At 39.5% G+C, this 24,356-nt stretch carries 20 protein-coding genes and 1 riboswitch; of the genes, 10 read left to right on the forward strand and 10 right to left on the reverse strand.

The annotated features are described in order from the left end of the window. Positions 1 to 50: 50 nt before the first annotated feature. Entirely contained in the window at positions 51 to 998 is a 948-nt protein-coding gene (locus NSR00_RS12250) for an SDR family NAD(P)-dependent oxidoreductase (protein WP_340789061.1), read from the reverse strand. 82 nt (positions 999 to 1,080) lie between these two features. After that, positions 1,081 to 1,653, reverse strand: a complete 573-nt coding sequence (locus tag NSR00_RS12255) for a TetR/AcrR family transcriptional regulator (RefSeq protein ID WP_157727879.1) — start codon at positions 1,651 to 1,653, stop codon at positions 1,081 to 1,083. 200 nt (positions 1,654 to 1,853) lie between these two features. On the opposite strand from NSR00_RS12255, the gene NSR00_RS12260 reads away from it, so the two are divergent. Beyond that, positions 1,854 to 2,663 carry a bifunctional hydroxymethylpyrimidine kinase/phosphomethylpyrimidine kinase gene (locus NSR00_RS12260; RefSeq protein WP_066251370.1) on the forward strand — a complete coding sequence of 270 codons (810 nt, stop codon included), beginning with the start codon at positions 1,854 to 1,856 and terminating at the stop codon, positions 2,661 to 2,663. A 61-nt stretch (positions 2,664 to 2,724) separates the two neighbouring features. Here NSR00_RS12260 and NSR00_RS12265 read toward each other — a convergent pair whose 3' ends face one another. Together NSR00_RS12265 and NSR00_RS12270 are read right to left on the reverse strand one after the other, a co-directional pair. After that, positions 2,725 to 4,191: a nicotinate phosphoribosyltransferase gene (locus NSR00_RS12265; protein ID WP_340789063.1), complete on the reverse strand. Its 1,467-nt coding sequence runs from the start codon at positions 4,189 to 4,191 to the stop codon at positions 2,725 to 2,727. Positions 4,192 to 4,501: 310 nt separating this feature from the next. Beyond that, positions 4,502 to 5,332 (reverse strand): glycerophosphodiester phosphodiesterase, encoded by an 831-nt coding sequence (locus NSR00_RS12270; RefSeq protein WP_339198053.1) that lies wholly within the window; start codon positions 5,330 to 5,332, stop codon positions 4,502 to 4,504. 295 nt (positions 5,333 to 5,627) lie between these two features. On the opposite strand from NSR00_RS12270, the gene NSR00_RS12275 reads away from it, so the two are divergent. Further along, a complete protein-coding gene (locus NSR00_RS12275; RefSeq protein WP_339193624.1) occupies positions 5,628 to 5,909 on the forward strand; it encodes a biotin/lipoyl-binding protein in 282 nt (93 codons plus the stop codon). A gap of 41 nt (positions 5,910 to 5,950) precedes the next feature. Here the strand turns inward: NSR00_RS12275 and NSR00_RS12280 are convergent, their stop codons facing one another. Beyond that, entirely contained in the window at positions 5,951 to 6,652 is a 702-nt protein-coding gene (locus tag NSR00_RS12280) for a TrmH family RNA methyltransferase (protein WP_340789065.1), read from the reverse strand. A 967-nt stretch (positions 6,653 to 7,619) separates the two neighbouring features. Beyond that, positions 7,620 to 8,369, reverse strand: a complete 750-nt coding sequence (nfsA, locus tag NSR00_RS12285) for an oxygen-insensitive NADPH nitroreductase (protein WP_340789068.1) — start codon at positions 8,367 to 8,369, stop codon at positions 7,620 to 7,622. A 394-nt stretch (positions 8,370 to 8,763) separates the two neighbouring features. Then, positions 8,764 to 8,962, forward strand: a riboswitch (cobalamin riboswitch). Positions 8,963 to 9,113: 151 nt separating this feature from the next. Here nfsA and metE point away from each other — a divergent pair. Beyond that, positions 9,114 to 11,399 carry a 5-methyltetrahydropteroyltriglutamate--homocysteine S-methyltransferase gene (gene metE / locus NSR00_RS12290; protein WP_340789253.1) on the forward strand — a complete coding sequence of 762 codons (2,286 nt, stop codon included), beginning with the start codon at positions 9,114 to 9,116 and terminating at the stop codon, positions 11,397 to 11,399. Between the two features lie 201 nt (positions 11,400 to 11,600). Here metE and thiE read toward each other — a convergent pair whose 3' ends face one another. After that, on the reverse strand, positions 11,601 to 12,251 hold the full coding sequence (thiE, locus tag NSR00_RS12295) for a thiamine phosphate synthase (protein WP_117016874.1): 651 nt from the start codon (positions 12,249 to 12,251) through the stop codon (positions 11,601 to 11,603). A gap of 16 nt (positions 12,252 to 12,267) precedes the next feature. Further along, positions 12,268 to 13,074: a hydroxyethylthiazole kinase gene (gene thiM, locus NSR00_RS12300; RefSeq protein WP_340789071.1), complete on the reverse strand. Its 807-nt coding sequence runs from the start codon at positions 13,072 to 13,074 to the stop codon at positions 12,268 to 12,270. Positions 13,075 to 13,495: 421 nt separating this feature from the next. On the opposite strand from thiM, the gene NSR00_RS12305 reads away from it, so the two are divergent. The 3 genes from NSR00_RS12305 to NSR00_RS12315 are packed head-to-tail and all read left to right on the forward strand — an operon-like array spanning position 13,496 to position 15,750. Continuing rightward, the gene (locus NSR00_RS12305) at positions 13,496 to 14,317 is read left to right on the forward strand and encodes a basic amino acid ABC transporter substrate-binding protein (RefSeq protein WP_117016876.1); all 822 of its coding nucleotides are present in this window, start codon (positions 13,496 to 13,498) and stop codon (positions 14,315 to 14,317) included. A 57-nt stretch (positions 14,318 to 14,374) separates the two neighbouring features. After that, a complete protein-coding gene (locus NSR00_RS12310; protein WP_340789072.1) occupies positions 14,375 to 15,031 on the forward strand; it encodes an amino acid ABC transporter permease in 657 nt (218 codons plus the stop codon). Then, the gene (locus tag NSR00_RS12315) at positions 15,028 to 15,750 is read left to right on the forward strand and encodes an amino acid ABC transporter ATP-binding protein (RefSeq protein WP_063389086.1); all 723 of its coding nucleotides are present in this window, start codon (positions 15,028 to 15,030) and stop codon (positions 15,748 to 15,750) included. The genes NSR00_RS12310 and NSR00_RS12315 overlap by 4 nt, the downstream gene beginning before the upstream one ends. 426 nt (positions 15,751 to 16,176) lie before the next feature. Here the strand turns inward: NSR00_RS12315 and NSR00_RS12320 are convergent, their stop codons facing one another. Both NSR00_RS12320 and NSR00_RS12325 read right to left on the reverse strand, forming a co-directional pair. Continuing rightward, positions 16,177 to 17,358 (reverse strand): IS701 family transposase, encoded by a 1,182-nt coding sequence (locus tag NSR00_RS12320; protein WP_340789074.1) that lies wholly within the window; start codon positions 17,356 to 17,358, stop codon positions 16,177 to 16,179. Between the two features lie 178 nt (positions 17,359 to 17,536). Beyond that, a complete protein-coding gene (locus tag NSR00_RS12325; protein WP_094244754.1) occupies positions 17,537 to 17,836 on the reverse strand; it encodes a hypothetical protein in 300 nt (99 codons plus the stop codon). A 182-nt stretch (positions 17,837 to 18,018) separates the two neighbouring features. Between NSR00_RS12325 and NSR00_RS12330 the strand changes: the two genes are divergently transcribed. The 4 genes from NSR00_RS12330 to NSR00_RS12345 form a co-directional block, all read left to right on the forward strand. Then, positions 18,019 to 18,804 (forward strand): HAD family hydrolase, encoded by a 786-nt coding sequence (locus NSR00_RS12330; protein WP_340789077.1) that lies wholly within the window; start codon positions 18,019 to 18,021, stop codon positions 18,802 to 18,804. Positions 18,805 to 19,401: 597 nt separating this feature from the next. Next, entirely contained in the window at positions 19,402 to 20,055 is a 654-nt protein-coding gene (locus tag NSR00_RS12335) for an HAD family hydrolase (protein WP_340789079.1), read from the forward strand. 897 nt (positions 20,056 to 20,952) lie between these two features. After that, entirely contained in the window at positions 20,953 to 22,530 is a 1,578-nt protein-coding gene (locus tag NSR00_RS12340; RefSeq protein WP_340789255.1) for an SLC13 family permease, read from the forward strand. 1,143 nt (positions 22,531 to 23,673) lie between these two features. After that, positions 23,674 to 24,356 (forward strand): IS110 family transposase (locus NSR00_RS12345; protein ID WP_340789081.1); only part of this gene is annotated, 683 nt, incomplete at its 3' end.

Raw genomic sequence — 24,356 nt, forward strand, 5'->3', positions numbered from 1 at the left:
AGCATTTAGTCTCTCCGTTCCATGCGAAGCCAGTTGCAACATCGGGGTGATCACGCTTCTTCTTGATGTTTCATAAAATCAACAGTTGCGATGATGCCTTGTTCGTAAGGAGTTTTTGGCAGCGGCCCGATTCTTTTTTCAAATTTTTCACCCGATAATACGACAGGCTCTTCGACTAAGTACATCATTTCAACCATTTCCTTCATCATCGGGCTGAATAACCCTAAAAAATAAATCATCGATTTCGTGACAACACTTACTTTCTTTTCATATTGAAGCTTTTCCCTCAAGATTTGAATAATTTCCCGTCCGGAAATAACTCCCGCCCCCGGTATATTCCAGTGCTCATGATAGGTATCGTCCCTTAATGCAAGCTCAACTAAAGCTTTGGCACCGTCCGGCAAAAAAATATATTCCCTCGGTATATTTAAATCCCCGATAAATTGAGATCGTTTATTTTGGACAACTTTTTTTAACGTATGATGCAACAATGTTTTTTCCCCACATGGACCGTAAAAATCGGGGAAGTGAGCGATCAAGTAGTCTACTCCGCTCTTTTCCACCATTTCAGCAAGCCGCAATCGTATTTTTCCTTTTTTAGTATGAGGATTTTTCGGATCAGTCTCGGACATTGTTTTTCCATTTGACCGTCCATATGCATAAATATTATCAACGACAACAAGCTTAGCTTTTTCTTTTTTTGCTGCCGCCAGCACATTTTCCATGATGATCAATAGATCTCTCTCCCACTGCGGATACGGTATGTTAATGGCATGGAAAATCCATTCCGCACCTTCGCATGCTTGCAAGATGCTGGATCGATGGAGGGCATCTCCAGCGACAATGCTGATGCGATCGTTCAAACGGTGAAACATTTTTTTCATTTTTTCTGTATTGCGGGCTACGGTGACAACCTCAATATTCTCTCTATTCAGCAATTCATGAACTAAATTGTAGCCCATTCCGCCTGATGCACCTAAAATAACCGCTTTTTTCATCCTTTTTACCTCCGATCTTAAAATTAACCATTGGTCAATAATATGCAAAAAAGTAAATAAGCTTAAGTGCTTATTACTTTTTTCAACTTAAAAATCCTTTGATTAAAAAAGCAACATATTGTTCAGCAAGTCCTTCCATATCTTTATACTCAGCATCGGTCTGTACATATTTCGTTACAAAACCGCTTACTGCAAGAAACAAACACCAAATGACTGTTGGATTTGCTTTATCTGGAGCAAACTGAAAAATAGCCTGCGCAAAACGTTCATATGACTTATTCGGCTCTTGCTCCATCAGCATATCAAGCTCGAGATTTTGTGTTAAAAACATCAGCTTATAATGACTTTTATATGTCAGCCCGAATTCAATAAACTTTAACAAGATCGTTTTTACAGCTTCTTCTTTAGAAGAATACGAGGCTTGCAGCACTTTTTCTAACAGCCCGTCTAAAAATTGGAAATCCGTCTGCACAATTTTATAAAAAAGCTCTGCTTTATTTTGGAAATGATAATAAAGCGCTCCATGTGTGCAGTGCAATTCTTTGGCGATTTCTCGCATGGAAACATGTTCATATCCTTTTATGACAAAAAGCTCTCTAGCAGCATTCATAATTGCTTCTTTCGTTAATTCAGTGTCTTTTTTTCTAGGAGCCAATTGTTCCATTCCTTTCTTAACAACAACAAGCGTGCCTCTGATTTTGGCGTGTTGGCATTTAGCTGCATTCTTATTTATTAACCGATGGTTAATTATATTTTAATCCTTTTTTCGTTTTTAAGCAAATGTTTTTCTCTTCTTATGGTACAAACTGCTATAATGTTGTTATAAAATCTTTACAGCTGGATGGAGGTAACAAAATGACAATGAAAAAAGCATTGACGATCGCAGGTTCCGATTCCAGCGGTGGAGCAGGTTTACAAGCGGATTTAAAAACGTTCCAAGAATACGGAGTTTATGGAATGACTGCGGTCACTACAATTGTAGCAATGGATCCTCATAACGGATGGCAGCATCAAGTATTCCCTATTGAAATCGATACCATAAAGGCCCAGCTCGCAACGATTATAGAGGGAGTCGGTGTAGATGCCATGAAAACCGGAATGCTCCCGACAGCAGAAATTGTCGAGCTGGCAGCAGATACAATTAAAAAATATAATTTAAAAAACACGGTCATCGACCCTGTCATGGTATGCAAAGGGGCAGATGAAGTGCTTTATCCCGACCATGCGGAAGCGATTCGCAATTCTCTGACAAAAGTCGCGACGGTTATTACTCCAAATCTCTTTGAAGCAGGGCAATTGAGCGGGTTAGGTACTATTCAAACGGTCGACCAAATGAAAGAAGCAGCTGCCATTATTCATGATCTTGGTGCAAAATATGTTTTGGTGAAAGGCGGCGGAAAGCTTGAACATAAATATGCTGTTGATGTTTTATATGACGGAAAGGATTTTGAAATCCTAGAAGGCGAACGAATCGACACAACCTATACACATGGTGCTGGGTGCACATATTCAAGCGCGATTACAGCTGAACTAGCAAATGGCAAAACGGTTAAAGAAGCCGTTTATTCCGCCAAAAAGTTTATTACAGCAGCCATCCGCCATTCCTTTCCTTTAAATCAATATGTCGGCCCAACTTGTCATGCCGCATTAAGATTATACGAATAAATAATAGAGCCGAATCGATTAGCTCACGACCATTGTGGCTGTTCGTTCGGCTCTTTTCATGTTAATAATCCATATTTTTAACTTTTTGCTTTACTTCCTCAATATTTCTCATTTTATTTTCCCAGCACAATTCGCTCAGATCAACAGGGTATTCGGCAGGATTTAAAATGCGTTTATATTCATCCCATAACAGCTCCAAATTTTCTTTTACATATGACCGGATTTCTTCCAATGAAGGACATTCATACGTAAGCTCGCCATCAACAAAAATATCGTGATGCAAATCCTTTGCCGTAAAATCGGTTACATATTTTTTGATAAATGTATGGACAGGATGGAACATTTTCAGCCGCTTTTCTTTTTGCGGCTGTTCAAAATGCAATGTAATATAATCTCCTTCAGCCCTCTTATCCTTGTTGTTGATAATTCGATATACATTTTTCAAGCCTGGTGTTGTCACTTTTTCCGGGTTTGATGAAATTTTTATTGTATCGACTAATTTGCCGTCGTCCCCTTCAATGGCAACCAATTTGTACACGGCTCCCAATGCAGGCTGGTCGTAGGCGGTAATTAGCTTCGTTCCAATCCCCCACACATCGATTTTCGCTCCTTCAGCTTTTAAATTGACAATCGTATGTTCATCAAGATCGCTCGAAGCTATAATTTTTGCGTTATGGAAACCAGCATCATCAAGCATTTTTCTCGCTTTTTTGGACAGATAAGCCAAATCCCCGCTGTCAAGGCGAATACCGATAAAATTAATTTTATCGCCAAATTCTTTTGCGACCCGAATGGCATTCGGAACACCGGAGCGAAGCGTATCATATGTATCCACCAAAAAAACGCAGTCTTTATGAGTACTTGCATATTTACAAAATGCAACATATTCATCACGATACGTTTGAACAAATGCATGTGCATGGGTTCCGGAAACAGGAATTCCGAAAATCTTCCCTGCTCGGACATTGCTTGTCCCATCGAAGCCGGCAATATAAGCTGCACGGGTTCCCCAAATAGCTGCATCCATCTCATGGGCTCTTCTTGTTCCAAATTCAAGCGCTGATTCATTTCCAATAATTTGTTTAATTCTTGAAGCCTTTGTTGCGATAAGCGTTTGATAGTTCACAATATTTAAAAGAGCTGTTTCAATAAGCTGCGCTTCCCCTAGAGGGGCTTCCACACGCAAAATCGGTTCATTTCCAAATACAAGCTCTCCTTCTTTCATGGACCGAATCGTGCCGGTAAAACGAAGGTTCTCCAAGTAACGGATAAAATCTTCTTTGTAATTCAGCTCTTCCCTTAAATAAGCAAGGTCCTCTTCTGTGAAGCGGAAATTTTGTATATAATCAATAATTCGTTCCAGGCCGGCAAAAACAGCGTAACCGCTCCCAAAAGGAAGTCTTCTAAAAAACAACTCAAAAACTGCCTTTTTTTGGTGGATGTCATCCCTCCAATACGATTCGACCATGTTGATTTGGTATAAATCGGTATGGAGCATCAAACTATCATCATCATACATTTTCATCATCATGAAACCCCCATAATATTTAATCGCTGTCTGTTCCATACGGAATGTTGAAATGTCCAAGAGGCCCATTTGTGTCTAGCGGCGATGATAGATGGATGAAGCCTGTTCAGCAAACATTTGAAACCTTTCAGAGCGGGCATCCCCTTCAAGCTTCCTTGCAATCTATCAGATCTTTCTAACGGGCTTAATCGTTGAAACAAATCTCAAGGACGAATCTCCATTATATTATGAAAGCACTAACCGTATTGTACTCCTTTCTATACCGTCATTCAATATTTGCCAAAATTAGTGTCCATTTTAAAAGCCGAAATTACCTAATCCTGCTTCTTTTACTATGAGAGGGTGATTTTGGCAAATTTGTCAAATAATCGGGATAATCCGTAATAATTCCATCGACATTCATGGCCATCAAATGTTGAATATCGTGTATATCTCTAGCTGTATAAGGCATAATTTTCATGCCGCTCTGATGAATCATATAAACTAATTTAGGGGTTACAAGCGCTTTATTCGGATTGATATATGTCGCAAAAGCTGCATATTGCTGTAAATGCTCCTCCGTAATAGCGCCATGTCTATATCCGATGAGCACTCCAAGAGAAATCGACGGCAAGACACTGTGGAATTCCTGTAAAAAAGCGGTATCAAAGGATTGAACGACCACATTCAGTTGCTGATCCCCTTTTTCGATCAGTTCTTTTGCCAACCTCTCTACAATGCCGAACTGCTTTTTCGGTTCTTTAACTTCTATTAAAAAATTGATCTTCCCCCTGTATTTCTTAAGGACATCGCATAAAAGCGGTATTTTTTCTCCGGAAAATTTTCGATGAAACCAGGCTCCAGCATCAAATTGTTTTAGTTCTTCATATGTGAAATTTTTAACTAAACCTGACCCGTTTGTTGTACGATCAATCGTTTCATCATGAATAACGGCGAGCAACCCGTCTTTCGTCATCCGTACATCCAATTCTAAATAATCCGCCTTCATGTCAATAGCGAGATCAAAAGCTGCAAATGTGTTTTCCGGAGCATATCCAGATGCTCCCCGATGTGCGACGGCAATTGTTTTGTTGGGCTCTTTTTGAAAATGAAATATTTTATAAAAAAAGCGGTGAACATAATAACGAACATAATCAAGCATGCATAACCATCCCCGTTTTTTTTGGATTTATACTAAATAATAATCACTTACATTAATTTATAACATTTTTTTTTACAATTTTATTTTTCTTTTGCAGGATATTTCGTTTTGGAATAGAATAGTATTTAGAATATAAAAAAATTTTTAATTAGCGCATCTTACAACACACCATTGTTTCCAGCCTGCACCTCATGATGAGAAGTTTTGGCCAAATCTCCTCTTCATAACACCCATTTCGCTTTTGTCCCGGATTATGTCCTATGCAAAAAATCTTAAGTTCAAGGAGAGTGATGGAATGATTAGAAAAGACGTGATGACAAAAACATGGGGAAATAAAGAAATTGTGACAAGTCCGTTTTATGGTGTCATAAAAAAAATTATGACCGAAGCAAAAAACCGGATTTATGAATGGGAACCGTTGTTTACCATTCAAACGGATGAGGGTACTCTTGTCCAAATCAGCGTCGGTATTGGAGGAATCATTGACAAGCTGTTCGTCAAAGAGGGAGATCGGGTTATTCCTGGAGCAGTCTTAGCATACATTGATGGAGATTTAATAGTCACTGGCAGCGATTAAGAATTAGGACCCCTAAGAAGAAAAAAGGGGTCCAGTAATAGCTACTTGTATTGAGCAACAATTTTTCTCAATCGGTTATTTAACGACTTAAGCATCCAATCCCGAAAGATCTCCTGTTTTTCTTCCAATGTTAAATAATACTCGGCGCCAGCTCTCCCCTTTGCAAGATCCGTTATATGTTTAATTGACAAGGCAGCAGCAACGGAAATGTTTAAGCTTTGCACAAATCCTTTCATAGGAATTACAAACGTTCTGTCAGCCATGTCAACCGCCTCTTTTGAAACACCGCTATGTTCATTTCCAAAAACAAGGACAGTCGGTCTGCTTACATCAAGCTTTTCAAGAGGAACAGCCTGTTCACTCAAATGGCTAACATATATTTGATATCCTTTCTTTTTTAATTGACTGATGGCTACACTAATATCTGATTGATAATCAATTGTCAGCCATTTGTCTGCACTTTTCGTCACCAATTCATTAGGGGCAAAAGGCGCTCTTCCGGTTACAACCGTTACATTCTGCACGCCAAAAGCTTCAGCAGAACGAAGAACAGCCGCTTGATTATGGCCGTCATCCACCGCTTCCAACAATATGGATACGTAACGAGTCCGTTCCTTCAATACCTCATATAAACGATTCAGCCTTTCCGGCACAATCATATCAAGAATTTGGCGATCCTCATCATTTACAATCTTCTCTTTCAGCAATAATTCCACAATATTATTTTCTTTATTAACATTCACATCCCTTTACCTCCTTGAAAGCACGTGCGGGCAAGAAGATCGAACGTTCTCATTTATTATACGTCTTCTCCAAAAAAAATCTACCTTCTATAGCTGGACACGTTATAGATCAGATTAAATATAAACAGTTTATCCACATTATCTTTGTACTGTTTCGTTCGTACTCATTGGGCAAAAACAACAAAGTATACAAAGAAGCTTTGCGGAAATTCTCTTCTTTTAAAAAACAAATGTTTATATATCAGCGGATATTCACAGGAAATCCCCCTACTATAAACAGCTTTTACACATATTTTATCCACATATCCACATTAGCTATCCACATTTCGTATTGGCACATTTGTTCCCTACTACATATATGATTAAATAATTCACATTTGTTGATAAACTTATACACTTATGCACAGTTTACAAACAGAAAACACTCAATTGCTTGTTTTGAACAAAAAAAATCCCGAAAAGTGGTCTCGTAACCTTTTTTCGGGATGCTTATGTTAATAGTGATGTTGATGGCCCAAGGACATAACCCATATAGACCCTGCAACAATGACAATTGCGATATAGATCCCGTAATAAATCATTGTTGCCTGCCAAGAGCCGCTTTCCCTCAGGTGGACCGCCGATCAATTGTTTTTTCAGGGTATTTTTCCTATATTCCCCAAATAAAAGATAATGGGAGAGTGTTTTCAAGGAGCAAAACTGGATAAGCCGAAAAATGACGGTTTCCATTCATTATTTCAAAAGCTTATAACCGATTTATCATTCTAGATGTGCTTAAGTAAGAAAAGAAGAAATGGGTAAGCAGCCGGTCTCAAATCTTAGAAGCGAATGCCAGAACCTTGCCTGGAAAGGGGATAAATAAACAAATTCATGCTGAAAAGAAGAATCGGGATCAATGACAAAAATACGATTTTCTGTTCAAAAATAAAGCTCCTATCTTCTTAAAATCGAGATAGGAGCTGAAGCTTCAGTTTAAATTCAATCCTTTTTGCTCAACAAATTGCTTCATGTACATTCTTGTCGGATTTGAAAGCATGCGAGCCATTTGACCAGTCCAAGTATCTTTGCGAATCCCGTTTGTTCGCTGATCATAATAATTGGATACTGTTTCATTATATTGTTCAAGCTCGCGCACATATGCTTCTTGATCTTGCTTATATTCTTCCTCATGATAAATATGCTCAAAAGGTATTCTTGGTTTTTTCGCCGTTTCTTTTGCAGGGTAGCCGACAGTTAATGCAAAAAGAGGGATGACCTTGTTTGGAATTTTCAACAGCTTTGATACTTCTTCTAAATTATTGCGGATGCCTCCGATGTAGCAAATGCCGAGTCCCATTGACTCAGCCGCCAACGCAGCATTTTGAGCGGCCAGTGCAGCATCAATGAGAGCTACCATAAATTTTTCAGTGCTCCTCAATGAATCTTCTACATTTTTGCCTTCCATTTCACCAATGACTTCATGACGGTGCAAATCAGCGCAAAAAATAAATAAATGTCCGCTCTTCTCTACGTAAGCTTGGTTTCCTGCCAGTTCAGCGAGCTTTTTTTTCGTTTGTATATTTTTCACCCCGATAATGGAATAGGCTTGCATGTAACTTGAAGTTGAAGCGGCTTGGGCGCATTCGACAATTAATCGGATTTGCTCATCTGTCAAAGGCCGATCCTCAAAATGACGAACGGAACGGTGATTTAAAATGGTTTTGATAATGTCGTTCAACATAATCATCCTTTCTATAATCCCACTTATTTTTTGAAAAATCACACTTCTTCCAATCCAAGTATTAACATGAAAATGCTGCTCTTTCAAATGATTCGTATTGAAAAATACGTTTTTTATAGCTCCTTTTTCAGTGAAGGCTCCAAGCACCTAATTTTACCATCGAATCTCAAACTATTCACTGCAACGATCCTGTATTGTAAACAACAAAATTTTTCAAATTTACGTTATTAGAAAAATTAAATTTTAAAACGACCCTCTAAACACACAATTTGTATGCGAATTCCTGCTTCTGTCCATTGATTTCCCAAAATAGGGCAGCACTTTTCTGAACTTAAAAAATAGGGATTGAAAAAACAAAAAAAATCATCTATTCTGATAATTATAGTTTCATATAGTGTTCCAAGCAGCAGGTGCGTCATATTTCATCAGCAATATGCGCTTAAAAGGGAAGATTGGTGAAATTCCAACACGGTCGCGCCACTGTGATGGGGAGCTTTCGGCCAACATCCACTGTTTCAATTTTGAAATGGGAAGGAGGATCGAAAGCGATGATCCTAAGTCAGGAGACCTGCCTGTTGTATGCACTGCCACCTACGCGTCATAGGGAGGAGTGATGAAGCCATGTTGAGATTTAAGCCCTACATGTATCTCAACACGAGTTAGAGTCCACAATTCCCTCTTTTACGCGTAAAAAGAGGGTTTTTTATTATGTGTTGAGATACAAATCAAATGGGGGTGTCAATATTGACATTAATTAGTTCAAATCTTGGCTATCCAAGAATTGGTGAAAGAAGAGAATGGAAAAGAGCGCTGGAATCATTTTGGAACGGAAACATTTCAGAAAGCAGCTTGGAGGAAACATTAAAAGATATACGTCTTCTCAATCTGAAAAAACAGAAGGAAAAAGGAATAGACCTGATTCCTGTCGGAGATTTTTCATTATATGACCACGTCCTCGATACTGCTTTTATGTTTGGGTATATTCCTTCTAGATTCCAGCATATGGAGCCGACTTCATTAAAAACATATTTTGCAATGGCTAGAGGCTCTGATGAAGCAGAAGCAATGGAAATGACCAAATGGTTCAACACAAACTACCATTATATTGTTCCGGAGCTTGAAAATAAAACGCCGGCGTTAGTAAAGAACCGTCTGCTTGAACTTTTTCAGGAAGCGAAAAACGAGCTGAATATTGAAGCAAAACCGGTTTTGCTAGGTCCGATTACTTTTTTAAAGCTGGCAAAACAATACAATCAACACGATTTTCATAAACATTTGTCTGCTTTAATTCCTGTTTACGTCCAATTGTTGACGGAACTTGCTCAGGCCGGTGCGAAATGGGTGCAAATTGATGAACCGATTCTTGTACAGGAGCTGGATGATTCATCGATTCCTTTGTTTAAAGAGGTATACGATGCTTTCCACAAAGCACTTCCTTCGTTAAATATCATTTTGCAAACATACTTTGAAAGTATAACCCATTATCAAGAAATCGTGTCTCTTCCTGTCGCTGCAATTGGCCTGGACTTTGTACATGATCATGGCGTCAATCTGTCGAACATCAAAACGTTCGGCTTTCCGAAAGACAAAATTCTCGCAGCTGGTTTGATCGACGGCCGCAACATTTGGAAAGCATCCTTAGTATCAAAAGCTAAGGAAATCGATGATCTTGCACAATATGTAGATATTGATAGATTGATCATTCAGCCTTCATGCAGCTTGCTTCATGTACCTGTTACAGTTCAAAACGAACAGAGCTTGCCGTCCATATTGAAAAATGCTCTTTCCTTTGCTGATGAAAAATTGGATGAAGTAAATGAACTCGCTCAATATGCAAAAGGGAAAAGAACGATCGATGATTTAAAACAACATGACCGTTCTTATACGGATTTTATCCATTCTTCCTTTCGGACAAATGAGAAGGTTCAAGAGGCTACCAAAAATATCGGAGCATATCCAACGAAACGCTTGGATTATACCGAACGGCAAAAACTGCATAAAAAAAGATGGAATCTGCCGATTTTACCAACTACTACGATCGGAAGCTTTCCGCAGACGAAAGAAATCCGGCAAATCCGCTTAAAATGGCGGAAAGGCGAATATACAAACGAGCAGTATGAATCGGTCATCAATAATGAAATAAAAAAATGGATTGACATTCAAGAGCAGCTCGGTTTAGACGTATTCGTCCATGGGGAATTTGAACGGACCGATATGGTCGAATTTTTCGGGGAAAAATTAAATGGAATTGCTGTTACGAATAACGGCTGGGTGCAATCATACGGGTCACGATGCGTGAGACCGCCGATTATTTACGGAGATGTAGCATTTGATCAGCCGATGACCGTAAAAGAAAGCGTATATGCACAATCATTGACAAGCAAGCCTGTTAAAGGGATGCTGACAGGACCTGTCACGATCCTAAACTGGTCATTTGTGCGCAATGACATCGACCGTATAAGCGTTCTTCGCCAGCTCGCCCTTGCCATTCGTGAAGAAGTGCTAGCTTTAGAGAAAAATGGAATCGGCATGATTCAAGTTGATGAGCCTGCATTACGAGAAGGATTGCCTCTGAAACAATCAAAACAAAAGGAATATATCGAAGGAGCTGCTGAAGCCTTCAAGCTCGCCACCAGCTCTGTTCGCCCGGAAACACAAATCCATACTCATATGTGCTATTCGCAATTTGAGGATATCATGGAGGCAATTGATGACCTTGATGCGGATGTCATTTCTATTGAATCTTCCCGAAGCCATGGAGAGCTTGTTCATGCTTTTGAAACGTATCAATATAAAAGAGAGATTGGCTTAGGCGTATATGACATTCACAGCCCGCGAATTCCATCCGTTGAAGAAATGGCAAAAAATATCGACCGCGCCTTAGCAGTGCTTGACGTGCGCCAGTTTTGGGTTAACCCTGACTGCGGGCTAAAAACAAGATCAGTGGATGAAACGATTAGTGCTTTAAAAGTCATGGTCGAAGCTGCGAAAACCTATCGAGAAAAAATAACTGCTGCACAAATTTAAGAAAAGTGTAGGCCGATTCTCTCAGCAGTCAAATCCCGATAAAACCGGCAGAAATGTCAGTTTCTATACTTTCATTTAAAAAAGGAGCCTTGCCGCTCCTTTTTTACGTTTATAAAAGAAATCCCCTTTCGCCGACTTTCAAAAGCCGAACCTATATGTAAATATTTTATATCCACAAAATCTTATTGAAAGAAAATGTTTTCACATCGTTGCTTTCTTCAGTTGAGCTGCACTTTCCTTAACATCATCCGCTAGACAAATGGCAGAAATGACGGAGATGCCGTCTGCTCCGCTAGCGATCACCTGACCGGCGTTGGCGATGTTGATCCCGCCAATTCCGACAATAGGGATGTCGATCCCTTGTTTGCGCATGCTTTCAATCAATTTTGGACCTTGTGGCTTTTTTGCATCCTCTTTCGTGTTTGTAGAAAAGATTGGCCCCACACCGATATAATCAGCGCCTTGGACAACCGCCTTTTGCGCCTCTTCAATTGTATGTGCAGAAACGCCTAAAATTTTGTCACCGATTTTTTTCCGGACAAGATCAGCCGGTTCATCCTCTTGCCCAATATGAACGCCGTCTGCATCTAGTTCAATAGCCAGATCAACGTCATCGTTGACAATAAACGGAATGTGATGTTTTTGGCAAATAGCCTGCAGCTCTTTTCCAAGCCGCCATTTTTCTTCGCCTGTTAAAGCCCACGCACCTTTTTCACGGTATTGAAAAAGCGTAATCCCGCCTGCAATCGCCTCTTCAAGCACATCAGCAGGCTTCCTTTTGCAGTTTACACTGCCCATAATAAAATACACCTTTAGCAGCTCCCGCATTTTATTTGCCGACACTCGCGCCATGTTTATCACCTTTGCTTTATTTTTTTATAAAAGACCCTTTTTTCAGCAACTCGTCTCCCGTCACCTTTGCCAGCTGGTTCAATAATTCGATTTGAAAGCTTCCAGGACCTTTTTCTTCCGTTAAATCAAATGCGATTTCTGCAGCGACCCCATAAGTGACGAGACTGGCTACTGAAGCAGCAAGAGAGTCCTTTTCAACGGCTGAAAAAGCACCGATAATGGAAGTCAATAAACAGCCTGTTCCGGTAACTTTTGTTAAAATTGGATGGCCGTTTTGAATCAAATACGTTGTCTTCCCATCCGTTGCCACGTCTTCTTTTCCGGTAATGACTGCAACTGTATTCAGCTCTTCGGCCGCTTTTTTGGCCAGCGAAACAGGATCAGCAGCTGAATCCGCCGCATCCACCCCTTTCATTGCAAGCTTTTCACCTATCACATTGGCAATTTCAGGTGCATTCCCGCGAATAACTGAGATGCGAACCTCCTTTAATATTTCCCGAACAGCTTCCGTCCGGTAAGGGGTGGCTCCCGCACCGACAGGATCTAAAATGACTGGAACCCCGTGTTCATTCGCTGATTTTCCTGCAATAATCATTGCTTCGATTACTTCAGGAGATAATGTGCCAATATTTAAAACGAGCGCGCCGGATATTTTCGCCATATCCGCAACCTCTTCCTTTGCATACGCCATAACCGGAGAAGCGCCGATCGCCAGCAGACCGTTTGCTGTAAAGTTGGTGACGACGACATTCGTAATGTTGTGGACGAGAGGATTTTGGGCGCGAACCTTTTCTAGCGCCAAAATCAATTGTTCTTTATTCATTTTCTCACTCCTTCTAGAAAGCTAAAGCATCTTGTCCAAGCTGCAAAGCGCATCATGTATTGGAAATTATTCCAACAAATTCCGTAATTCCCCAACAAATTTGAACGATAAGACAGAAGAATTTGTATTTTCAGGTTGGTACCAAAAGTTCTGCACCTGCTTTTTTATGATAATTTCTGCCAATCATTATACTCTCTTTTTATTTACAATCCAAATTTTCGTCTTCTTCATGAAAAATTTGCTCTTTATCCGCCTGCAATTGTTCATTTTAACATGACACTTTTTATGATATAATTTCAAATAAAACAATCATTTCGAATCAATATGCATGTTATTGAAAGAATATACATCTTTCATTTATAATAGACCAGTAAATGTCGAAACGAATTTCATTCTTTGATTCATTTATAAGGAGGTACTTATGAAAAAATATTTTAGCAAAATAATTGCACTTGCTGTTTTCACAAGCCTAATGCTTATACTTTCAGCATGCGGTGCAGGAGGTTCTGAAGGCGATAAAGGAGAAAGCAGTGAGAAGAAAGAAACGTTAAAGGTTGTTACAAACGCAGCATACGCTCCGTTTGAATATATCGACAAAGGTAAAGTTGTCGGCTTTGATATTGATTTCATAAACGCTGTGGCTAAAGAGGCCGGTTATAAAGTAGACATTAAACATACCGGATGGGATCCAATGTTTGCTGAAGTTCAAAGAAAACAAGCTGACTTGGCAGCTTCCTCTGTGTCCATTACTGAAGACAGAAAGCAAACATACGATTTTTCTGTTCCGTATTTTGAATCAACTCTTATGATTTTAGTTCCTGAAGACAGCGATATTCAAAATGCGCTTGATCTGAAAGGCAAAAAAGTTGCTGTCCAAAACGGAACAACCGGTCAGACAGCCGCTGAAAAAATACTTGCCGGCGATGGAACGGTTAAAAAATTTGAAGACAACGTCCTCGCGATCATGGAACTTCTGAACGGAGGCGCAGACGCAGTTGTGGCCGATAACGCGGTTGTCAACGAATATATTAAAAATAATCCGGACAAAAAATTGAAAGCAATTAAAGATCCGGAAAATTTCGATTCGGAGTTTTACGGTCTAATGTTCGCGAAAGGAAGCAAATTAAAACCAGAACTTGACAAAGCGATCAATACACTGTTTGAAAACGGAACGTACAGTGAGATTTATAAAAAATGGTTTGGTGTCGAACCAGATATTGATATATTAAAAAATCAGCAATAATTTTCAGCATTCCACAGGTATTTTGCTTGTCCGGAATGCACGCGGGGAGATATATGTATGAATTTTCGTTTTGATCTCATAGCTGAATATGCACCCTTTTTCTTCCAAGGAACGCTTGTAACAATTGGACTTTCCCTTGGTGCAATCGCCATCGGCACCATTTTGGGTCTTTTTATCGGCATCGGGAAAATTGCTCAAAATAAATTTATTCGCCTGCCCTTTTCATGGTACGTTACATTTTTCAGAGGCACGCCTCTTTTTGTCCAGATGCTGCTCGTTCATTTCGGGCTCGTACCGCTGCTAATCGGCGATACAAATGGAGTTATTGCTGCCATTGTTGCACTTTCCTTAAATTCCGCCGCCTATATAGCGGAAATTTTTCGGGCAGGCATTCAATCGATTGACAAAGGTCAGATGGAAGCGGCAAGATCGCTTGGCATGAGCCATAAACAGGCGATGCGCTACGTTATTTTGCCGCAGGCGACAAAACGGATGATTCCGCCGCTTGGCAACGAATTTGTCGTCCTTATTAAAGAATCGTCGATTGCAGCGATTATTGCCACTCCAGAACTGATGTATTGGGGACGGGCAATGCAAGGGCAATATTATATTGTATGGGAGCCATACCTCACCGTTGCGCTCATCTATCTTGTTCTGACATTGTCCTTAAGCAAATTATTAAGCCTTGTTGAAAGGAGAACAACAACCGGATGATTCAAGTAAAACATTTAAAGAAAAGCTTTGGGAATCTTGAAGTGTTAAAAGACATCAGTGTAGACATTAAAGAAAAAGAAGTTGTATGCGTCATTGGTCCATCCGGTTCAGGCAAAAGCACGTTTCTTCGCTGTTTAAACAAGCTTGAGGACATTACGGCAGGACAGGTTATCGTGAACGGTCAAGATATTACAAATCCAAACTTGGACATTAATAAAGTTCGTCAAGAGGTTGGAATGGTGTTTCAGCAGTTTAACCTATTTCCGCATAAAACAGTGTTGGAAAATATTACACTTGCTCCGATAAAAGTAAAAGGAGTCTCGGAACAGGAAGCAAACGAAAAAGCTTTGCAGCTGCTGAAAAAAGTGGGATTAAGCGAAAAAGCTTCAAGCTATCCAAGCGAATTATCAGGGGGCCAAAAACAGCGCGTTGCCATTGCCCGCGCTCTTGCAATGAATCCTAAAATTATGCTTTTCGATGAACCTACATCCGCCCTCGATCCAGAAATGGTCGGTGAAGTGTTAACAGTGATGAAAGAATTAGCGGCGGAAGGAATGACGATGGTCGTCGTGACGCATGAAATCGGATTTGCCAAAGAAGTGAGCGATCGCGTGATTTTCATGGACGGCGGATATATTGTAGAGGAAAACACACCTAGCGAGCTTTTTAACAATCCTAAACACGAACGAACAAAAGCTTTTTTAAGCAAAGTGCTGTGAATAAGGCAAGTATCCGGCATGCGGGTTGACTTAAACTCCTTTTCAATCAAATCTCATACGAATTCATTTCGGACAAGCCGAAAAGCTTGTCCTTTATCTTTTTCTCAATGGAGCTTCTCCCCTCTTACGCACTACGCACTCGTTCTTCATATATTATTTGCCATCAGCATCCAAAAGTGTTTGGACGGTAAGCCTTTCGTATATTTCCCAGCCTAGTTCCTGCTTGGAAGTACTATTTGAATTGTCGTAGCATCGCGGCTTGTACCAAAGTTGTTCAGCTTTTGAAGACTGACATTTCTCATCTTGGATTAGAAAGCAGAAGGCACAGATGCCGATAACACATCCAATTTTTTTAGGTCAGTAACTGTAGTTGAGCAATTTTAATTACAATAATTACCATGTAAAAAGAGACAAACAGGGTACCCCTTATGCCACATGGAGCTGTTTTTTGACAACATCAATGGGAATATCTTGCTTCGCTGCATGGTAAATGAACTCGACAAGACTATGCCCTTTCTTCGTTCGGAGAAGATCAAGCCCAGTAGGGAAATCCCGGTTGGACTCGACCATACTGTACACATAAGCGAGTTGCACCAAGATCCAATACCGTTTCACCGCCCGACGCCCGCGAACGCGGTACCCATCGAGCTTCAGCTGGTCTTTCGCTTGTCGAAAAAAGCATTCGATCGACCAACGTTGGGCATAGTAGCGCAAGATCTCTTCATCGCTTAGATCCCGGTCGGTGCTCAAGACGCAGTGAAGATGTTCGGGTGTCATCGGCTGATCGGCTTTCCAAGCCAACAACACAACGGCATCATCGAGACCTTTCAGCGATCCCTCGTAGCGATACACGCGATAACGCTCTTCTCCCACCGTGACGAGATGGGTGTCGTTCGGTTCGATATAGCGGGCAAACTGTTTGGCTTGGATGGCGATGCCTTTCGGATAGAGAATCCGGTTCGTTTTGAGCATCGCGATGACGTGAAATCCTTTTTTCAGACAGGCTTCCACGAGCGCTTGCGATGGATACCACGAATCCATCAGCACATAAACGGGACGGCGTACATCCAAAGAAGAAAGCATCTCGATCGCGAGTTCCCCCTTGCTTTTCCCAGCCGCCTTGTCGTAGAGGCGGAACGCAAAGGGAAAAGCCTGGGTCATCGTATGAACCATGAGCCAAACAAGAGAATGTCCCCAGATCGACTTTTTCTCTGTGTGAGAATAGTGCCAATCACACCCTTGAATGGCGTGCGTGGCCCGTGACGAAGGCTTTGTTTTTTGGCAAATCGTATCATCGATCGAAACAAAAAGGGGTTGATTTTTCTGTTTGGCGATCCGTTCGACACGATGAAGCATCCATTGCTGGAGTTTGCGAAGCAATGTCTCTTCCTCCCACGGGCTTTTCGTGAAAAAATGGCTGAGTGTCGTTCGATGGTTCGGATGAAAACTCCCATGATGTAAATCGGTTAGTGTTCCCGAAAAGCCCTTGGTGATCATGGCATCCACGATATGAACAAGATGCTTCATAACAGGTTTCGAGAAATAAAGCGCCAATCCTAACATCGTGAAAAACTTGTGAATTCCTTGATGATGTGCTAGTCTATTCATGAGACATGAACCTCCTTGTTTGAATGGTTTTTTGGCACATCTATTCTAACCAAGGAATCGGGTTCATGTCTTCTTTTTTGTTTGGTTGTAAATTTATGTTAGCGGATTTGCTCATCTACAGTCAGTAACTTTTTTTTTCTAAAAAAACAGGGTCTAAGACCCTGTAAGCAAAAAAACATTAAATTTCATATTTATACTCGCGGTATGCATCAATCAAGAGGAAAATTGCCGTTATGATATGCATCACCATTCCAACAATCGGAATCCATGCAATGCAGGAAGTAATAATTCCTAAAATGCTGCCATGCTTGTTTTTATTTGTTATAATGGCAAAAATCAACGTCACAAGGTGCAGTACAAACATAAACGCCAAAGGCGTCCATAGGAAAGATAATATAATCGTTCCACCTATAACTGGAATTCCGAAAAATGCTTCAAGACCCCCGCTTACCCATTTTAAAATGTTGACTACTGACATATAAATCCACCTCTGTATCCGTTTTTTCAATATACGAATTGGCGAATTGAAATGTTTCAAATATTCTTCAGCCCGGCACAAAAACTATTTTTGCAAGACAATTCATCTTGTTAGAGTTTTCACAATTTTTATTTTATGATAAAATCTTACAACAAAATAATTTTTAATGGGAGTTTATGGAGATGACATATAAACTTTTATTTTTGGACATAGACGGAACAATTTTGACACCGGATGATCAAATTCAAGAATCTACGAAAAGAGCTGTAGCTGCAGTTCAGAAACAAGGTGTAGAGGTCTTTCTGGCAACAGGGAGACCTTTGCATGAAATTTCGCATATCGGCAAAGAGCTGAACGTTCAATCGTTTATTGGCTATAACGGCGCATTTACGGTTTATAGGGGCCGCGAGATTTTAAAAGAGCCGATGAATCCAGATCTTGTTCAAAACTTTGTGCATACCGCCAAACACCATGGACATGAGCTCGTCATGTATACAAGAGAAAAAAATGTCCTTAGCTCGTTTGATTCCCCTGCTATGAAAAATTTCATTCAAAAATTTCATTTACAAAAAAATGAGTTGTTTTCATATGATATCATCGATCAAGTTTTAGGAATGACGATATTAAATTTAGCTGATCGCGATGTTTCTCTTTATGAAAAAGACGATCTTATATACTTATCCCAAGTGAATATCGAAGGCCTGGCCCAATGCTACGATGTCATTAGGGAAAAGGTCAATAAGGGCAAAGCTGTCAAAGCAATATTAAATTATCTTGGCGTGCCAAAAGAAAGCGCCATTGCCTTTGGCGATGCCATGAATGATAAAGAGATGCTCTCAATAGTCGGCGAAGGTTTTGCAATGGGGAACGCAGATCCAAACCTTTTGTCATATGCGAAGCACCAAACAACAGACGTAACAAATTCCGGTGTCTATCACGGTTTGAAAAAGCTTGGTCTCGTTGAATAAGTAAGAAGACTGTGTAAATAGTCTTTTCCCTGCCAAATAGACAGTTGTAAAAAAAGATTATGCAAAACTGTGTTTCGGTATTCAGCTGGAGCACAATGCAAAAATTGTTCATGATGTTGTTTTACAGTGAGAAAAATACAACATTTCTATTTTAAGGTAAAAAAAGGACTCGATGCAGCGTGATCCAGGCAGATGTCTTTGCCAGAACGGCTGCCATGTGACCGAGTCCTTCTATTCTGCTTAGACGAATACCAGAAAAGAGAAAACTGGTCTCCCCCCATCTTCAAGACCGGAGTGAGACATCTTTGTTTACATTGGAGAGAAAAAACGGGCGATGAAGGTTTTGCGGCAGGGAGAGGACCGAATTTATTTGACGAAATGAACTGAAAGGTCAGGAAATGTGCTCCTAATTATGAGCGTGAACCGATACAATATATATTCCTTTATCCGCATAAAAAGAAACGATTAGACTATTATTGAAATCATGAGCAATCGATTGGTGTTCAGAATTGCTGGAACATATTGAGTTAACTTTATTGCATATAGTTTATGAAGGTGTATTTATTTTATCCTCATGAGTGGAAAGGAGAAAAGGCTTTGATAAAAGCAATTATTTTTGATTTCGACGGTTTAATTATAGACACAGAGACTCCCTGGTTTGAGGCTTATAAAGAAACTTTAGGTTATTATAATGTTGATTTGCCCCTTGAACATTATGTAAAAAGCGTTGGATCAGATAATACAGTACTTTACGAGTTTTTCAAACAACAATTGGGAGAAAGCTGTAATATTGAGGAAATTGATGCCAAAGCAGAAAGCATTTATAAAGAAAAGATGAAAACACCTCAGGCACGTGAAGGTGTAAAGGATTATTTGCAAGAAGCAAACGATTTAGGATATAAAATTGCTATTGCTTCAAGCTCCACAAGGGAGTGGGTAACTCATTATTTAGATGAACTTGGGGTGTTAAACTATTTTAATACTATTATCACACAGGATGATGTTGAGAAGGTAAAACCGGCACCTGATTTGTATTTAAAAGCAGTTGATGCCTTAAACATCAGCTCAAATGAAGCATTAGCATTTGAAGATTCTTTAAATGGGCTCCAAGCAGCTCTAGCTGCTGGACTGAAATGCGTAATTGTGCCAAATCCAGTAACGAAGTCTTTACCTTTCGAAAATTATGATTTGCGACTTCATTCCATGGCAGAAAAAAGTTTGAGCGATGTCATAAAACTTATTGAACAATAAAATCTCTCGTTAATATTTGATATTAAGTGCAATTTTATCATCATTCTCCCTGATCCAAAGCATTGACAATTAAAATCATTACATGGTATAACAGCTATTCGTTCCGAAAAATAATTCGCTAATGCCTGGGGCAAGTCCTGATTATTGTGTAAAATTTTGCTCTTGGTCTAGCGAATTTAAGTCTTAGGAAAATCAAACTGCTTTTTGCCATTTCTTTTTACACAAAATTTCGGACTTAATCAATGCCTGTTATATTTCATGATTTTTTGTTATGGACAGTTTTGTAACTATATTGGGTATTTGTTAACAAAACCTCATTCTTTTTTAAACAGTTATCGGTCTCCTTTTTGTTGTTTATATATTTGGAAGTATCAGTTCAATATATAATGAGTCAAAAGCCGACCAATCAGGACATTCAAAAACTTTAATGGTATCTTTTCTAATAACTATGTTTGGTGCATGATTAACGTTTGTTTTGTCATCAATTGTAACAATTATGATTGAAATTTCGGTATTCGCATTTGGTAGTCATTCCATTGTCAGTTCTTGGATTGGTGAACAAGCAAAAACTAATCTAAGCATCTTCTTTCTATTATTTTTGCGGAACAATTGGAGGAATTTTTTAGCTTCCCTTCCATTGGCTTGGAGTGGATTTCCTTTATTCCTTCTTCACTATAACAAATGTTCCGCTAATTTTCTTGTACGTATCTTACATTGTATAATGGGAATTTATTCTAATTTTACAAAAGTCTAATAAATATTGTTGACTGCGTTTACATTTTAAAATATTATGTATATTGTACATATTAAAATTATTTTACTAAAAAACTAATAATAAAAAGAAAGGGTGATCAAGTGAACACTGCCGTTTCGACATTATGGAACAAATTGTGGGAGATGCATTATAAAGCAAAAGACACATTATTATTCTTCGCAAAAACAAATACCTCCGATGCAAAAAATCTAAACGACTCTAACAGTCTCAATGACAATCCTCATAATCAAAAACCTGAAAAAATGACAGCTCGTCAAAAAGTTGGACTTATCCTTGGACCTGCACTATTTATTTTATTTTATTTCTTTATCGAGCCTGCTGGTATGAGTGAGCAAGCAATTGCTGTTTTAGCAAGTACACTTTGGGTCGCTACATGGTGGATCACTGAAGCCATTCCAATTCCGGCTACCTCTTTATTACCTATTATATTGTTTCCGCTTACAGGGGCAATAGAAGGTAATATTACAAGTTCCTATGCTGATAATAATATTTTTCTATTTATGGGCGGATTCATTATCGCTGTAGCAATGGAAAAATGGAACCTACATCGTAGAATTGCCCTGAATATTATTTTAGCTGTCGGAACAAATACAAACCGATTAATTTTGGGGTTTATGGTCGCAACAGGGTTTTTATCCTTATGGATTTCAAATAGTGCAACAGCTATGATGATGATGCCAATCGGGCTAGCAGTTATCCATCATGTGAATGAGTCTATTAACGATCATTCTCAACGTAACAACTTTGCAAAAACGTTAATGTTGGGAATTGCCTATTCTGCTTCTATCGGTGGTTTAGGAACATTAATTGGAACACCGCCAAATACTATTTTTGCTTCCTTTGTTAAGGAATTTTATGGAATTGAAATTTCATTTGCAACATGGATGGCATTTGGTCTCCCATTAGCTACGATTCTATTAATTATCGCATGGGTTTACCTGGTTAAAGCAGGATTCCCGCTCAAATTAAAAGAGCTGCCGGGTGGAAGAGAAGTTATTCAATCGCAAAAACGAGATCTTGGAGCAATGTCCTTTGAGGAAAAATTAGTTTTTATCGTATTTATTTTGACAGCTTTTGCATGGATTTCTAGAACTTTCATTTTAAAATTTATCCCAGATGACACCGTTATCGCCATTATGGCAGCAGTTCTACTATTCTTACTTCCGGCTAAAAGAGGGAAATCCGGTAGAATCTTAAACTGGGAAGATGCAGTGAAAATTCCTTGGGGGATCCTTCTGCTATTTGGTGGAGGTCTAGCCATTGCTAAAGGATTTAGTGATTCGGGTCTAGCTAAATGGATTGGTGAGCAATTAACAGTTCTTCAAGGTGTCCATTTCATGATACTGGTAACACTAGTTACTGCTCTCGTTATTTTCTTAACAGAGATTACATCCAATACAGCTACTGCAACCATGATGTATCCGATTATGGCTTCATTAGCGTTATCCCTTGAAGTACATCCTTATGCATTGTTAGTTGCTGCTGGACTTTCCGCTTCATGTGCCTTTATGTTACCGGTTGCAACTCCGCCAAACGCAGTTGTGTTCGGATCTGGTTATATCACTATTAACGATATGGTCAAAGCTGGTTTCTGGTTAAATATTTTATGCATTATTGCTATTACATTAATGATTTACTTTATCATGCCAACTGTATGGGGAATCGACTTAAATATTTTTCCAGATAATATGAGACAATAGAATACAAGGGGCTGTCCAGAAAGTCAAATCGCCATTGAAAACAAAAAATCATAAACACCGATATATCAACGTTTCTAAAGCATTAATGGGGGCGTCAATAAGCCGTAAAAACGACTTATTAGACACCCCCTTATTTATAATGTTTTTTTTGTAAAAAAATATTTAACGATAAATATAATGTCGAAGCAAACAAGCGAGCCCCTGCCGTTACTTCTTCTGCTATTTTGGACTTGTTTGAACAACGGTTAGAAAGCCTTCCTCAATCTCCTAAATAATTGCCGATGCTATATATTAAAATGATTGATTTTATCTTCTCTAAGGAATGAAATGAAGGCAAAGGCAAAAACAGTCCTTTATTGTGAAGAGAAAACAGAACTCTGCACCCGGTCCGAGGCAAAGAGTGTTTTCGGCCACATCAAAGACAATCGGTCGTTCCGCCGGTTCTATTCACACTATTAGCTGGATAAAATAAGTGAAATGCCAATCATTCTATTGAATCATCTGCAAACGTTTCAACTAATTGTCCTAATGGTGGATATTTTGCTTATACACTGTCATGATGTGATGGAAAACGCCTCAAATCAGAGCCGCTGTAATCATAAACAAAAAAATATTTTTTGGAATTATCCAAAATCAAGATTTCTTTTTACTGTTCATTCTTTCACTTCTCTCTATAAAACATTCTATTGATCGGCTATGCCAACACCATTCGAACCATCTCTCCCGCCCTGATTCCTTTGCAATAAGCCAATTGCTTGCAGAGGTTAAACAAAAATGAAAAACGCGAATTTTCTAAAGGGTGCTTTTCGTCAATAAGGAAGCAGAGCCTTTTTCTTAATAATGACGAAATGCTTGCTTTTTTCGTTCCAAAAAAATCCCCTCTAAGTATATGGGCCTTGTCCACTGTCTACTTAAAGAAGATCTTATCAAAATTGGTTCTTTTTTCTTTTACCTTGTCAAAAAATATTTATATAAAAATATTTGAATTCGAGATATTTTTCGGTTATGATAATATCAAAACAAAAGGAGCATTCCTGTTAGAAGTTTTTTCGGGGACTTGAATAAAAAAAGCCCTCTTGGTATGATTCGGGGGTGTCAATCGCACGAATTGACCCCTAATTTGGATACCAAGGAGGACTATACATGAATTCTATCTCAAACAAGAAGATTAATCAAGTCACCGATCAAACGCTCGTCGTTGGCATGGATATCGCGAAAAAGAAGCATTACGCCTGCTTTGTGGATGAGCGAGGGAGGGTGCTGAAAAAATCGTTTCCCGTTCCGCAATCCAGAGAAGGGTTGGAATGGTTGTACCAGTGCATCGTGAAAGCGATGGAGGAATTTGAAAAAACGGAAGTGATCGTTGGCATCGAGCCAACGGGACATTATTGGCTCAATCTCGCTTACTTTCTTGACGAGAAGGGCATTCCTCTCGTCATGACAAACCCGATGCACGTGAAGCGCTCCAAAGAGCTGGACGACAATCTTCCAACCAAGCATGATGCGAAAGACGCGCTCGTCATTGCCCGGTTAGTGAAAGACGGCCGATTCAGCTATCCGCGCATTCTGAAAGGGATGGAGGCCGAACTGCGCGTTGGAGCGACATTTCGCTCCAAATTGGTGGAAGAACAGGGAGCGATTCGAAATCAAATGATTCGCTGGCTTGATCGATATTTTCCAGAGTTTTCCCAAGTCTTCCCGTCATTTGGGAAAATGGCGCTCGCGGTGCTGGAATATACGCCATTTCCGAGTGATCTGGCAGGAAAAGAGCTGGAAGAGGTGCTGGCCCTTTACCGGCAAAGTGAGGGATTACAATCGCCACAAAA

Source organism: Aeribacillus sp. FSL K6-8394 (assembly GCF_038008865.1).
Lineage (GTDB): Bacteria > Bacillota > Bacilli > Bacillales > Aeribacillaceae > Aeribacillus > Aeribacillus composti.

Bases quoted from the DNA above. Each gene is read 5' to 3' on its own strand.
- NSR00_RS12250 (WP_340789061.1), bottom strand. From the start codon at position 998: ATGAAAAAAGCGGTTATTTTAGGTGCATCAGGCGGAATGGGCTACAAT.
- NSR00_RS12260 (WP_066251370.1), top strand. From the start codon at position 1,854: ATGACAATGAAAAAAGCATTGACGATCGCAGGTTCCGATTCCAGCGGT.
- NSR00_RS12265 (WP_340789063.1), bottom strand. From the start codon at position 4,191: ATGATGAAAATGTATGATGATGATAGTTTGATGCTCCATACCGATTTA.
- NSR00_RS12270 (WP_339198053.1), bottom strand. From the start codon at position 5,332: ATGCTTGATTATGTTCGTTATTATGTTCACCGCTTTTTTTATAAAATA.
- NSR00_RS12275 (WP_339193624.1), top strand. From the start codon at position 5,628: ATGATTAGAAAAGACGTGATGACAAAAACATGGGGAAATAAAGAAATT.
- thiE (WP_117016874.1), bottom strand. From the start codon at position 12,251: ATGGCGCGAGTGTCGGCAAATAAAATGCGGGAGCTGCTAAAGGTGTAT.
- thiM (WP_340789071.1), bottom strand. From the start codon at position 13,074: ATGAATAAAGAACAATTGATTTTGGCGCTAGAAAAGGTTCGCGCCCAA.
- NSR00_RS12305 (WP_117016876.1), top strand. From the start codon at position 13,496: ATGAAAAAATATTTTAGCAAAATAATTGCACTTGCTGTTTTCACAAGC.
- NSR00_RS12310 (WP_340789072.1), top strand. From the start codon at position 14,375: ATGAATTTTCGTTTTGATCTCATAGCTGAATATGCACCCTTTTTCTTC.
- NSR00_RS12315 (WP_063389086.1), top strand. From the start codon at position 15,028: ATGATTCAAGTAAAACATTTAAAGAAAAGCTTTGGGAATCTTGAAGTG.
- NSR00_RS12320 (WP_340789074.1), bottom strand. From the start codon at position 17,358: ATGAATAGACTAGCACATCATCAAGGAATTCACAAGTTTTTCACGATG.
- NSR00_RS12325 (WP_094244754.1), bottom strand. From the start codon at position 17,836: ATGTCAGTAGTCAACATTTTAAAATGGGTAAGCGGGGGTCTTGAAGCA.
- NSR00_RS12330 (WP_340789077.1), top strand. From the start codon at position 18,019: ATGACATATAAACTTTTATTTTTGGACATAGACGGAACAATTTTGACA.
- NSR00_RS12340 (WP_340789255.1), top strand. From the start codon at position 20,953: ATGCATTATAAAGCAAAAGACACATTATTATTCTTCGCAAAAACAAAT.